9 protein-coding genes, 2 tRNA genes and 1 riboswitch are annotated in these 12,261 nt (G+C 70.9%); of the genes, 1 reads left to right on the top strand and 10 read right to left on the bottom strand.

Going from position 1 to position 12,261, the window contains the following annotated elements; all coding sequences use genetic code 11:
* Window positions 1-62: 62 nt before the first annotated feature.
* From ACZ6ZP_RS41900 to ACZ6ZP_RS41855, 10 genes are all read right to left on the bottom strand, one after another.
* On the bottom strand, window positions 63-1,148 hold the full coding sequence (locus ACZ6ZP_RS41900) for a M23 family metallopeptidase (RefSeq protein ID WP_351167543.1): 1,086 nt from the start codon (window positions 1,146-1,148) through the stop codon (window positions 63-65).
* Window positions 1,149-1,159: 11 nt separating this feature from the next.
* Window positions 1,160-1,306: riboswitch (cyclic di-AMP (ydaO/yuaA leader) on the bottom strand.
* 221 nt (window positions 1,307-1,527) lie between these two features.
* Window positions 1,528-2,772, bottom strand: coding sequence for a PP2C family protein-serine/threonine phosphatase (locus tag ACZ6ZP_RS41895; protein ID WP_361469812.1), 1,245 nt, complete (start codon window positions 2,770-2,772; stop codon window positions 1,528-1,530).
* Window positions 2,773-2,916: 144 nt separating this feature from the next.
* A tRNA-Met gene (locus tag ACZ6ZP_RS41890) sits at window positions 2,917-2,990 on the bottom strand.
* 48 nt (window positions 2,991-3,038) lie between these two features.
* Complete coding sequence (locus ACZ6ZP_RS41885) at window positions 3,039-4,253, bottom strand: alginate lyase family protein (protein ID WP_383815202.1); 1,215 nt, start codon at window positions 4,251-4,253, stop codon at window positions 3,039-3,041.
* A 147-nt stretch (window positions 4,254-4,400) separates the two neighbouring features.
* Window positions 4,401-4,473, bottom strand: a tRNA-Lys gene (locus ACZ6ZP_RS41880).
* Between the two features lie 132 nt (window positions 4,474-4,605).
* Window positions 4,606-6,189, bottom strand: a complete 1,584-nt coding sequence (locus ACZ6ZP_RS41875) for an amino acid permease (RefSeq protein ID WP_361469758.1) — start codon at window positions 6,187-6,189, stop codon at window positions 4,606-4,608.
* A 70-nt stretch (window positions 6,190-6,259) separates the two neighbouring features.
* Window positions 6,260-6,706: an FG-GAP repeat domain-containing protein gene (locus ACZ6ZP_RS41870; protein ID WP_361469842.1), complete on the bottom strand. Its 447-nt coding sequence runs from the start codon at window positions 6,704-6,706 to the stop codon at window positions 6,260-6,262.
* A gap of 168 nt (window positions 6,707-6,874) precedes the next feature.
* Complete coding sequence (locus tag ACZ6ZP_RS41865; protein WP_469410488.1) at window positions 6,875-9,235, bottom strand: DEAD/DEAH box helicase; 2,361 nt, start codon at window positions 9,233-9,235, stop codon at window positions 6,875-6,877.
* Window positions 9,236-9,553: 318 nt separating this feature from the next.
* Entirely contained in the window at window positions 9,554-10,120 is a 567-nt protein-coding gene (locus ACZ6ZP_RS41860; RefSeq protein WP_351167531.1) for a hypothetical protein, read from the bottom strand.
* A 109-nt stretch (window positions 10,121-10,229) separates the two neighbouring features.
* Window positions 10,230-10,580, bottom strand: coding sequence for a metallopeptidase family protein (locus ACZ6ZP_RS41855; protein WP_351167529.1), 351 nt, complete (start codon window positions 10,578-10,580; stop codon window positions 10,230-10,232).
* A 59-nt stretch (window positions 10,581-10,639) separates the two neighbouring features.
* Here ACZ6ZP_RS41855 and ACZ6ZP_RS41850 point away from each other — a divergent pair, with 59 nt between their 5' ends.
* Window positions 10,640-12,190 (top strand): metallophosphoesterase family protein, encoded by a 1,551-nt coding sequence (locus tag ACZ6ZP_RS41850; protein WP_351167527.1) that lies wholly within the window; start codon window positions 10,640-10,642, stop codon window positions 12,188-12,190.
* Window positions 12,191-12,261 lie beyond the last annotated feature (71 nt).

The following is a 12,261-nucleotide window of genomic DNA, read 5'->3' as shown; positions in this document are numbered from 1 at the left end:
CCGAACCGGCAGCCCTGGCGTCGGGGGGTTGTCGCCAGGACCGCCGGGGTTCTGCGGCTACATCAGATCGACTGGCCCTTGCCGCGCAGCCACGCCGCCGGGTCGACCCCGGTGGAGTCGCCGCCCGGGTGGATCTCCAGGTGGAGATGGGCACCGGTGACGTTGCCGGTCGCGCCGACGCGGCCGATGGTCTCGCCGGTGGTGACCTTCTGGCCGACGCTGACGCTCATCGAGGACTGGTGGCAGAACCAGATCTCGGTGCCGTCGTCGAGTTCGAGGACCGTGCGGTAGCCGTAGGCCCCCGCCCAGCCGGCTTCCTTGATGGTGCCCGAGTGGATCGCCTTGATGGGCGTGCCCGTGGGCGCCGCGAAGTCCAGGCCGGTGTGGTAGCCGGAGGACCACATGGAGCCGGGCTGACCGAAGGTGCCGGTGAGCGTGTACGAGGCGACGGGGAGGGTGTAGCTCTTGGCGAGCTTGGCCAGGCGCTCCGCCTCGGCCTTGCGCTTGGCCTCCGCCTCGGCCTTCTTCTTCGCGGCGGCCTTCTCGGCGGCGATCTTCTTCTCGGCCGCGGTCTGCTCGGCCGCCGCCTGTGCGGCGGCCTGCTTGACGGCGGCCTCTTCGGCCGCCTTCTGGACCGCGTCGTCCGCCTGGTCCTGCTGGTTCTCGGCCTGCTCCATGATGCGGGCCCGCAGTGCCTCGCCGGCGTCCGTGGTGCCCTGCTCGGCGTCGGCGGTGCTGATGCCGGCGGCGCTCAGGGGCGCTGCGGCGACCGTCACGCCGTCGTCCGCGGAAGCCGCGTCGGACGAGTCGTCGGATATCAGGGAGCCCACGCCCGGAAGCGACTTGGCCTCCGGCAGCGAGTCCGTGACGGCCGAGAGGTCCGGCATCTCGATGGCCACCGGGGGCTTGCCGCCCTGCGCGGTGGCGATGCCGCCCGCGCCGACGGCGGCGATGACGCCTACGCCGAGAACCGTGGAGCTGCGGGCGAGCCCGCCACCGCCCCGCTTGTGCACGCGGTGCCTGCCGCGGACGGGACGAATGGACTCCTCGGTGGGGTTCCATTCCTCCCAGGAATTGTCGTCGTACCCACCGAAGTCGTCGTCATTCGGTACGTACGCGCCTTGGGGGGCAGGGCGGTTGGACGCCACTGGGGCGCACTCCTTTCCTTCCTTCTCGCCTACCGGGTTAGCTGACGGGTTCGGAGCAGGAAGGTCTCCTACGAACATCTGGCACGGATGCACAGATGCCCGATTCACCCCAATTAGTGGTTCCCCGGCTCCCTTTCGGGATTAGGCGCGTGCGCGCGGAGCCGACTCGAGTGACGGCTGGGACGACCGCGCTGCGTTATCGAACGTTAATAGACAGCGGGGTCGTATTCCAAGCCGTTCCGACTGATCGTTAACGGCTTTGGCCTGTACTTAATGGGACACGGAGGGCTGGAACGGGGCGAGTTGACCCCGATTCTTCACACACCGGAGCTTCACACTTCCTTGACAGTACGTCAGTTGTTATGCGGAGTGGTGTCCTTCAGTCACGGCCCGTGACCTCGGCCCCCGCGTCGGCCTCCGCGTCGACCTCCGCGCCGGCCCTGGCGTCACCCGTCCCCAACGGCCGCCGCACCGCGAGCAGCGCCATGTCGTCGGTCGTGCCGCCCCCGGTGTGCCGCCGCACCTCGTCGGTGAGCGTGGCCAGGAGCGCGTCCGGGCCATTGGGCCCGGGGAAGATGCGGCCGCCGAGCCGGACGGCCGGGTCGTAGAACTCGCCGCGGCCGTCACGCGCCTCGGAGAGCCCGTCGGTGTAGAGCAGCAGCATCGCCCCCGGCGGGAACTCCGTCTCGTCCGCACGGTCCGGCCAGGCGCCCAGATCCCCCATCCCCAGCGGAAGGGCGGGCTCGGTGGCGGACAGGACGCACAGCCGTCCGTCGCCGCGCAGGAGCAGCGGTCCCGGGTGCCCGCGGTTGATGAGGCGCACCAGACCGTCGCCGTGCGGGATCTCCGCGAGGACCGCGGTGGTGAACCCCTCGAAGGCGTCGAGCCCGTCACGCCGCGTGCCCTCACGAGCAAGCGCACGCTCAAGGCGCTGGGCCACCGCCTCCAGCGTGGCCTCCTGCTCGGCGGCCTCCCGGAACGCCCCGATGACGACGGCGACGGCCGCCACCGCGCCCATGCCCTTGCCGCGTACGTCACCGACGATGACGCGTACGCCGTGCGGGGTGTCCTGCACGGCGTACAGATCACCCCCGATGAACGCGTCGGCCTCCGCGGCCTCGTACCGCGCCGCGATGTCAAGACCGCCGATCCGGGGGTCCGGCTGCGGCAGTACGGCACGCTGGGCGGCCTCGGAGATGGAGCGGGCGGAGGCCAACTGTTCGTCGCTGCGGCGCTGGACGCGGTTGATGAGGACGGCGAGCACGGCGACGGTCACCACCGTGATCAGTTCGGTGACGGCCTCGACGTCGGTGGTGGTGCTGGTCTTGAAGTGCAGGGCGAGCACGGCGGCGCAGGAGCCGAAGCCGATGAGCGCGGTGCTGATCAGCGAGTAGAAGGGCGCGGCGATGAGCGGGGCGGCGGTGAAGAGGGGCGCCGCGGTGAACGCGGGCGGGGTCGAGACGTCGTAGACGACCCCGGCGACGATGAGCAGCAGCGGAAGGGCCCGCACGAGCGCCCGCTCATGCCGGACATCGGGACTCTTGCCACCGCCCCCGCCACCGATTCCTCCTGGCTGCCCCACCGGTCTTCTCCTGCCGAATTCCGCGCCCAGGACCAGATCCATGACCACGCTCATTCAGGGTTCCCGGAGCGGCGGCACGGGGCGACCGGTGTGGGCCGACCGGGTTAATGGAGAGACCGGACCACCCCGGGGCGGAAAACACCGAAGGCCCGGATCCATTTCTGGATCCGGGCCTTCGGTCTTTAGTAGCGGGGACAGGATTTGAACCTGCGACCTCTGGGTTATGAGCCCAGCGAGCTACCGAGCTGCTCCACCCCGCGCCGTTGAATGCAACTCTACGCCATCAGGGGGAGTGAAAGCGAACCGGTTCACGCGTTCTCGGCGTGCGTCAGCGTTTCCCAGGCCACGAAGAGATCGTCCGTCCCCTCGGGCCGCCGCTCGTGCGTGAACCTCTCCGTCTCCGGAAGAGCCAGCTTCAGCCGTTCCCGCAGGTGATTGAGACCGACCTCGGTGTCGGGCCCCATGTCGCGCCGCACCTTGCCGCCGCACAGCCAGTCCGGCGCCTTGGCGCCCCGCTGGTACTTGGAGTGGAATTCGAGCGCGGCCCGCAGCCGCTCCTTGACCTCGCCGTACAGGTCGACGCCCTGATGCCAGGCGGTCTCGGCGATGTGCGCGGTGGCCGCGAGCGAGTAGCTGGCGTGCTTGAAGTTCCGGCAGGTCTCCTGGGAGAGCCCGTCGGCGAACGTCTTCTGCCCGAACCAGTACTTCTGGAGCTTCGCCGGGGTGTTGATGTCGCTGCCCGCGGGCGATACGGGCAGCGGGCCGTCCGACTCCAGATAGAAGTAGGCGGGCACGCGGGTCCGGAAATGCGTCACCGCCTTCTCGAAGGACTCGTGGTCGTCGAGGAAGACCGCCATGCTGATGGTCGCGTCGGCCATCAACAGGTCCCAGTTGCCGTTGAAGTCGGCCGCTCCGTCGCGCACTTGGGGCAGATAGGCGTTGCGCAGCATCCGCTCGAAGCGCAGGAGTTCGCCGTCGGTCCAGCCGTCGTAGGTGTAGCGCACGGCCTCGGCCGCGCGGGCCCAGGAGGAGGCGGCCCAGGCGGTCTGGAGACCCGCGTTGGACTCCGTGTGCCGGGTGATCACCCGCGCCCAGGCGTCCATGATCTGCACCGCCTTCTTGGCGTGCGCGCGGTCGCCGGTGATGTTCCAGAGCAGCGCCTGGGTGTACGCGGCGATGGCGTCCTCGCGCTCTTCGACGCAGCCCTGTCCGGGGCGGGTGCCGGGCGGGCACGCGACGACGGCGTACGGCTTGGCCGTGTAGTCACCCGCGCCGTACTTGCTGTCCCGCATCTGCTCGAACGCCGTCAGCCAGGGCTGCTCGCGCGCCGTGACGTGGGCGCGCACGCGGTCCAGCTGCGCCTTGCTGACGAGCACTCCGGGGTGCTCGAAGGCCAGCTCGGCGGGGCGCGCGCGCTCGGTGGCCGCCCCCTGGGAGCCGCTGCCGGAACCACCGCAGGCCGCCGAGAGGCCGATCAGCGACGCCACGAGCACCATCACGAGAACCCGTCGTACGGAACCCATGCTGAACCTCCGGATCGGCCACCTGGCAGGCCCAGCGTCACTCGCGGGCCACGGGGGCGCAGGCGAGGAGGGTCCGTTCGGGCGAGCGACGCCCCGGGGCACGCCGAAGGCCCAGGTCAGAAGATGTCTGACCTGGGCCTTCTCCGGTAGACCGTGTGGGACTCGAACCCACAACCAATGGATTAAAAGTCCACTGCTCTGCCAATTGAGCTAACGGTCCGTGCGGACGCACCCCCCGAGCATAGCCGGACAGGGCAAGCCGTCCGATCGGGTATCGCCTCCTTGGCCCGTCGCGCGTTCCGCGACGGGCCGGGTGCGGGCCGGGTGCGAGCCGTGGACGGCCGCGGCGGGCTCAGGGATCGGCCGGTTCCGGCGCCCCGTTCCTGGCCGCCTCGCGGGCCGCCGTGCGCTCGTGGTCCGGGTTGAGGAACCAGTGCCTGGCCGAGGCGAACCACCACGTGGCGGCGAACCCGAGGACGACGAGGACCGCGATCGGGGCGTAGTTGAAGGTCTCCCAGGTGACCGGCGAGACCTGCGGCAGCATGAAGAGGACCGTGATCACGCCGACCCAGGCCACCGCCACGATGCCGATCGGGCGTGACCAGCGGCCCAAGTGCCAGGGCCCGCGCTCGAATTCCTCGCCCTTGCGCAGCCGCAGGAAGGTGGGCACGACGTAGGCGATGTAGAGACCGATGACGGCGATGGACGTCACCGCCGCGTACGCCGTGACATTGATCAGATAGGGCAGGCCGAGGACGAGCGCGCCGAGTGCCGCGAGCCAGACCGCGGCGACGGGCGTGCGCGTACGCGGGTTGACCGAGTGCCAGATGTGCGAGAACGGCAGCGCTCCGTCCCGCGAGAAGGCGTAGATCATCCGCGAGTTGGCGGTCACGGACGCCATGCCGCAGAAGAGCTGGGCGCCGATGACGACGAGGAGGAGCAGCTTGCCCGTGGTGGCCCCGAGCGCGTCGAGGAGGATCTGGGCCGGCGGCGCCCCCGTCGCCGACTCGCGGGCGCCGTCGTACGACTGGATGGCGAAGGTGAAGCCGAGCAGCAGCACGAACCCGGCGATCCAGGACGTCCAGATGGACCGGACGATGCCCTTGGGACCGGCGGTGGACGCGTCGTGCGTCTCCTCGGTCATGTGGGCGGAGGCGTCGTAGCCGGTGAAGGTGTACTGGGCCATGAGCAGCCCGATGAGCGCCACGTACAACCCGCTCCCCCACCCGGTGTTGTTGACGAACTCGGTGAAGACGAAGGACGCCGACTGATGCGAGTCGGGTGAGAAGGCGAGCGCGCCGACGATGACGGCGACCCCGAAGACGTGCCACCACACGCTGACGCTGTTCAGCAGCCCGACGATGCGCACCCCGAAGGTGTTGAGCAGGCCGTGGAGCACGAGGATCGCGGCGAAGAGCAGGATCGTGCGCCCCTCGGTAACCTGGAAGTCGAACTGCAGATTGAGGTACGCGCCGAGGAACGAGGCGGCCCCGAAGTCGATCCCCGCGGTGACCGCGACCTGCCCGAGGACGTTGAACCAGCCCGTGAACCACGCCCAGGCGGCCGCGGTCCGCGACGGCGCGAGCCGGTGCGCCCAGAAGTAGAGCCCGGCGGAGGTCGGATAGGCGGAACAGATCTCCGCCATGGCCAGACCCACGAACAGCGTCATCAGACCGACCCCGACCCACCCCCAGGTGATCAGGGCGGGACCGCCGGTGTTCATGCCGAACAGATACATCGTGAGGCAGCCGGACAGGACCGAGATGATCGTGAAGGAGACCGCGTAGTTGGAGAACGCGGACATGCGCCGGGCCAGGACCTGGGTGTAGCCGAGCTGGGCGAGGCGCTCCTCGTCCGAGCCGGCGGCCGTGGGCCCGGGTGGTGCCGTGGGCCCGGGTGGTGGGGACTGCTTCCGCTCTCTGGGGTCACTTGTCATGCCCCCAGCGATTCCCTCGCCGGGGGCACGACATGCGCCACCGCTGGCCAAAAAGCGCTCAACTCAAGGGCTAGTAGAGGCCCTTGTAGCCGCTCCAGCCGGTCGCGACCTTCGTCCGCGCGGTGAACGAACCGTTCCCCTTGCCGTCGTTGCGGTAGAGGTTCCCGGACGTGTCGCGCACGACCAGGTCGGCCTCGCCGTCACCGGTGATGTCGCCGGCACCGACCACGGCGTTGTACGAGGCGCCCCACTCGGTGAAGACCGTGGCCCGGTCGGCGAGGGTGCCGTCGCCCTTGCCCTCGTACCGGAACAGCGTCCCGTCCTCGCGCCGGGCCAGGACGTCCCCGATCCCGTCACCGTTCAGGTCACCCGCCCCGACGACGTGCGTGTACGTCGTCCAGGCCGAGCGGATCTTCTTGCCGGCCGCCAGCTTCCCGTCGCTCTTGGCCGCGAAGACGAGGATGTCGCCGGTGGAAGCCTTGCGGGCGACGAGGTCGGCGCGGCCGTCACCGGTCAGATCGGGTCCCCTCCCTCGCGGTCCGGCTCCCCACCGGACCGTCCTTCTGATCAGGCCTGAAGCTGATCAGGCCTGAAGGTAACAGCGAGCACCGGCACGGATACGACGAAGGGCCCGCACGACAGGTATGTCGTGCGGGCCCTTCGGTCAGATCAGACCGGCCGTGGGTCAGCCGTTGCGCTTCCAGCGCGGCTTGTCGTCACGGCGTCCGAAGGAACCCGTGCCGGTGCCGGAGCGGTCGCGGTTGAACGCCGGGCGGTCGTGGCCGCCGGAGCGGGCACCGCCCGCGGGGCGGTCGTCGCGGCGGTCACGGTTGAACGGACGGTCGCTGCCGCGGTGGCCGCCGGAGGGGCGGTCGTCGCGACGGAAGCTGGAGCCGCCGCCACGGTTGTCGTCCCGACGGTCGCCGCCACGGAAACCGCCACGGTCGCCACCGGAGGGACGGTCGTCACGACGGAAGCCGGAGCCACCGCCACGGTTGTCGTCCCGACGGTCGCCGCCACGGAAACCGCCACGGTCGCCGCCCGACGGACGGTCGCCGCCGCGGAAGCCGGAGCCACCGCCACGGTTGTCGTCACGACGGTCGCCGCCACGGAAACCGCCACGGTCGCCGCCCGACGGACGGTCGCCGCCGCGGAAGCCGGAGCCGCCACGGTCGTCACGACGCTCGAAGGAGCGGCCGCCACGGTCGTTGCCGCGGTCACGGTTGAAGCCGCCGCCACCCTCACGACGGTCGCCGCCGCGGAAGCCGGAGCCGCCACGGTCGTCACGACGCTCGAAGGAGCGGCCGCCACGGTCGTCACGGCGCTCACGCTCGTAGTTGCCGCGGTCGTCGCGCTGCGGACGACGGTCGTCACGGGCGGCCGGCGCGGCCGACTGCTCCGGGACGGAGACGGCGGCCTCGACGACGGCCTCGGCGGCTGCGGCGGCCTCGGCCACCGCGGTCTCCGGGTCGTCGCCACGCTCACGGGCGGCACGCGCGGTGAGGCGCGAGGCCTCCTCGCGCAGCTCCGTGGCGCGGCGGGTGGCGCGCTCCAGCTCCTTGGTGAGGTCCTTGACCTCACGCTCGGCCTGGGTCGCGGCGTTGCCCGCGGAGTCGGCCTGCACCTCGGTCATCGAACGGGCGCCGGTGATCTCGGCGACCTCCGGGTCGAAGGTGCCGCCGCCGTTGATGATGTGACGCGTGGCGTCGACGCCCGCGTCCTCCATCAGACGGAAGATCTGGCGACGCTGGTGCGGCAGGGACAGCGAGACGACCGTGCCAGAGCGGCCCGCGCGAGCGGTACGGCCGGAGCGGTGCAGGTAGTCCTTGTGGTCGCCGGCCGGGTCCACGTTCAGGACCAGGTCGATGCCGTCGACGTGGATGCCTCGGGCGGCGACGTCGGTCGCGACGAGCGCGTTGACGTAGCCCTTCTTGAAGTCCTCGAGGACGCGGGTACGAGCGCCCTGCGTCATGCCGCCGTGCAGCGCGTCGGCCTTCACGCCGGACTCGCAGAGCTGCTCGGCGATGCGGTCGGCGCCCAGCTGGGTGCGGACGAAGATGATCGTGCGGCCCTTGCGCGCGGCGATGGCGGCCGTGACGGGCGCCTTGTCGCGGGGCTTCACGATCAGGATGTGGTGGGTCATGGTCGTGACGTTGCCCTGGGCGCTGTCGACCTCGTGCGTGACCGGGTTGGTCAGGTAGCGCTTGACCAGCGTGGAGATCTCGTTCTCCATCGTGGCCGAGAACAGCATCCGCTGACCGCCGGACGGAACCTGGTCGAGCAGCTCCGTGACCTCGGGCAGGAAGCCCAGGTCGGACATCTGGTCGGCCTCGTCGAGCACCGCGATCTGGGTGTTCTCCAGCGAGCAGGCGCCACGGCTGATGATGTCGCGCAGACGGCCCGGCGTGGCGACGAGGATGTCGACGCCGCGCTCGAGGGCGTAGATCTGGTTGCCCATGGACGTACCGCCGCAGACGACCTTCATCTTCAGGCCGAGCACGTCGCCGTACGGCTGAAGCGCGTCCGCGACCTGCATCGCGAGCTCACGGGTCGGGGTCAGGATGACGCCGCGGGGCTTCTTCTTCTCGGTGTGGCCACCGGCGAGCGTGGTGAGCATCGGCAGACCGAAGGAGAGGGTCTTGCCGGAGCCCGTACGGCCGCGGCCGAGGATGTCCTTGTGGGCCAGGGCGTCCGGGATGGTCGCGGCCTGGATCGGGAAGGGCGCGGTCACGCCGTTCTGGGCGAGCTTGCGGACGATGGCCTCGGGGAGACCGAGGTCACCGAAGGTGGGGCCGGCCGGAGCTTCGTCGGCGGCCTTGACGGCCTCGTCGGCGGCCTTGACGGCCTCGTCGGCAGCGTCGGTCGCGGGCTCATCGGCCTCGGCGACGACCTGCTCGGCGGCCTCCACGACGTCTGCGGCCTGGACGTTCTCGACGGTCTCGACAGCCTCGGCGGTCTCGACGACGGCCTCGGCCGCCTCGGCCTTCAGCTCGTCGGTCGTCTCGTTCTCGGGCAGGACGGCGTGGTCAGAATGAGAAATGGACATGCGAAATGCGAAACCTTCCGGAGTCTCGGCACGCGCCCGTCAACTCCGTGATTTCGCAATGGACCGCCTCTATGCGGTCAGCCACGGCAAGGGAGAGTACGCGCCACGCGGCGCTCTTCTTTTTCGGCGCCGGGCAAATGGGATCAAACGATCTACCACCATACGCACCCAACCCCCCAGAAGGCAAACCGCACCCTCCGGGGCACCTTGGATTCCACCCCCCACAGCTCGTCTCACCTGCGACGAAGCGGGTTTCGGACAGGGGCTGAACCCCGCCCCGAGGCGTCCCGGACGGACCCGAGGCCGCCCGAAGCCGTCTTAGGCGGGCCCGGCCTCCGGCGAGGGCTCCCGCGACCTGAGCCCCTCCGAGCGCTCCCCCAGCTGCGTGTCCTGCTTCGGGGGCTCGTGCGCCGACGACGAGGGCTCCGGAGTGGGCTCAGGAGTCGGCGTCGGGGTCGGCTTCGGAGGATCGGGCGTCGGCGTGGGGCGCGGCGGGTCGGGCTTCGTACGGGTGGGCGCAGGACCCCCGCCCTTCGCCGGCGGGGCGGGGGCGTCGCCACCGCCGGACGCGGACGCCGAGGCCTGGGCTGCGTCGGAACCGGACTCGCCGCGCTTGCCCGATCCCCCCTTGCCCTTGCCTTTGCCCTTCCCCTTGCCCTTCCCCTTGCCGCCCTTCGCGTCGCCGCGGTCGGCATCACCGCCGGCCGAACCGGCGCCCGGCGTGACGCTGCCGCCGTCCGGGGCGGCCGCCGCGCTGCGCTCGCCCGCGGACCGCGCGGGTCCGGGCTCACCGCCGCCGTCGTCGCCGATGCTCATGCAGCCCGCGGTCGCCATGACGGCCACCGCCGCCGCGGCCAACCGGACAGGAACGTACAACTGGCGCACGGCCGAGCACCTCCGAGGCGCTGAGAAGCGGGGACGTCCTACCCAACTCCCTTGCCCCGCAAGAGGACACGGACGACGAGCCCCGCCGCCGCCCGGTGCCGCCCGGCCGTCAGCCGTATCCCAGGGCGTGCAGGCGCTCGTCGTCGATCCCGAAGTGATGTGCGACTTCGTGCACCACTGTGATCTCCGTCTCCACGACGACGTCCTCGCGCGACTCGCACATGCGCAGCGTCGGCCCCCGGTAGATCGTGATTCGGTCGGGCAGCACTCCCGCGTACCACTCGCCCCGGTCCGTCAGCGGAGTCCCCTCGTAAAGCCCGAGCAGCTCGGGGTCCTCGGCGGGTGGTTCGTCCTCCACGAACACCGCCACGTTGTCCATCAACCGCGTCAACTCGGGAGGAATCCGGTCGAGCGCCTCGGCGACCAGTTCCTCGAACTCTTCCCGCGTCATCTCCAGCACGCACCCATTGTCGGCCACCGCCCCGCATAGCCGCCCCTCCCCTTGGGCATACCGGCCCAATGGCCCGCGACTTCCGTGCGCCCGCCGCCCTCGTACGCCACTACCGGTCCCGCCACCCGCACCCGGTGAGCGAGCTCATCAGCCCTCCCCACCCGTACGGCCGCGCGGTGGGCCTGATCGCGGTCGTCCTGTTCGGCGCCTGGCTCGGCCTGCTGATCGTCGGCAGCGTGCACGCTCCGGTCGGCCCGATGGACACGCGCATGACGCTGCGCCCCTCGCTCACCGGCGGCACGAAGATCGACGTCTCCCCGCTGGGCGCCCTCGAACTGCGCTCGCACCTCGCGCCCATCCGCCTGGACGTGGACGTGGACCGCCTGGACCCGGTCCGCTCCCAGGCCCTGGTCGACCACCCCGAGCGGATCTCGGGCCTCCAGGACGAGGTGACGAGGGACGTCGGCCACGGCACGCTCGACCTGGCCGTACGCTCCTGCGCCGCCGTCGTCGCGGGCGCCACGACGCTGGGCCTCGCGGTCTACCGCCGCCCGCGCCGGGCCATGGCGGCGGGCGGCCTCGCCCTGGCCCTGCTCGCCGCGTCGGGCGCGGCGGCGTACGCGACGTGGAACCCGAAGTCGGTCCTGGAGCCGAAGTTCTCGGGCCTGCTCAGCAGCGCGCCGTCGGTGGTCGGCAACGCCCGGAGCATCGTGAGCGAGTTCGACGTGTATCAGCAGGAGCTGGCGCGCCTGGTCACCAACGTGACGAAGCTGTACGACGCGACGTCGACGCTCCCCGCGTACCAGCCGGACCCGTCCACGATCCGTGTCCTGCACGTCTCGGACATCCACCTCAACCCGGCGAGCTGGAAGATCATCGCCTCGCTGGTCGAGCAGTACGACATCAACGTCATCGTCGATTCCGGCGACACGATGGACCACGGAAGCGCCGCCGAGAACACCTTCCTGGACCCGGTCGAGGACCTGGGGGCTCCGTACGTGTGGGTCAGGGGCAACCACGACTCCCACACGACCCAGCGCTATCTCCAGCGCATGAAGAACGTCCACGTCCTGGACGAGGGCAGGGCGGCGACGGTCGCGGGGCTGCGGTTCGCCGGGACGGGCGATCCGCAGTACACCCCGGACCGCTCGGAGCCGGCCGAGGGCGAGGCCGTCGAGGAGATGGCGGGCATCGGCCTCGCCTCCGCCCTGCGGGACCAGAAGGCCGCGGGCACGCCCGTCGACATCGCCGTCGCGCACAACCCCGACGCCGCGCGCGAGACGGACGGCGAGGTGCCGCTCGCCCTGGCGGGCCATGTGCACCACCAGGAGATGGAGGTCATGGACGGCGGGACGCGGCTGCGCATCGAGGGCTCCACGGGCGGCAGCGGGCTGCGGGCGGTGGAGGGGAAGTACCCCGACCCGGTCGAGACGTCGGTCCTCTACCTGGACCGGGACACCCGGCGCCTCCAGGCCTGGGACGAAATCAAACTGGGCGGCCTCGGGCTGACGAAGGCGGAAGTCAGCCGCCATCTGCCGAAGGAGAACCAGCCCGGCGCGACGCCGTCCCCGCCCCCCGCGGGCCGCTCCCCGGACACCGGCTCCCCGGCCCCCCGATAACCGTTTTGGCGATAGCTCCCCGCATCCCATATGCTTCTCACGTCCCCGACGCGCTGCAAAGCGCCCAGGTG

It is taken from the genome of Streptomyces sp. NPDC054047, assembly GCF_055585065.1.
The sequence above is the reverse complement of the archived record's forward strand: the minus strand, read 5'-3'. Positions and strand labels throughout refer to the sequence as shown.

What these genes read in the sequence shown, in the direction of transcription:
- ACZ6ZP_RS41895 (WP_361469812.1), bottom strand. Translation starts at nt 2,772, where the DNA reads ATGGATCTGGTCCTGGGCGCGGAATTCGGCAGGAGAAGACCGGTGGGG.
- ACZ6ZP_RS41885 (WP_383815202.1), bottom strand. Translation starts at nt 4,253, where the DNA reads ATGGGTTCCGTACGACGGGTTCTCGTGATGGTGCTCGTGGCGTCGCTG.
- ACZ6ZP_RS41875 (WP_361469758.1), bottom strand. Translation starts at nt 6,189, where the DNA reads ATGACAAGTGACCCCAGAGAGCGGAAGCAGTCCCCACCACCCGGGCCC.
- ACZ6ZP_RS41865 (WP_469410488.1), bottom strand. Translation starts at nt 9,235, where the DNA reads ATGTCCATTTCTCATTCTGACCACGCCGTCCTGCCCGAGAACGAGACG.
- ACZ6ZP_RS41850 (WP_351167527.1), top strand. Translation starts at nt 10,640, where the DNA reads ATGGCCCGCGACTTCCGTGCGCCCGCCGCCCTCGTACGCCACTACCGG.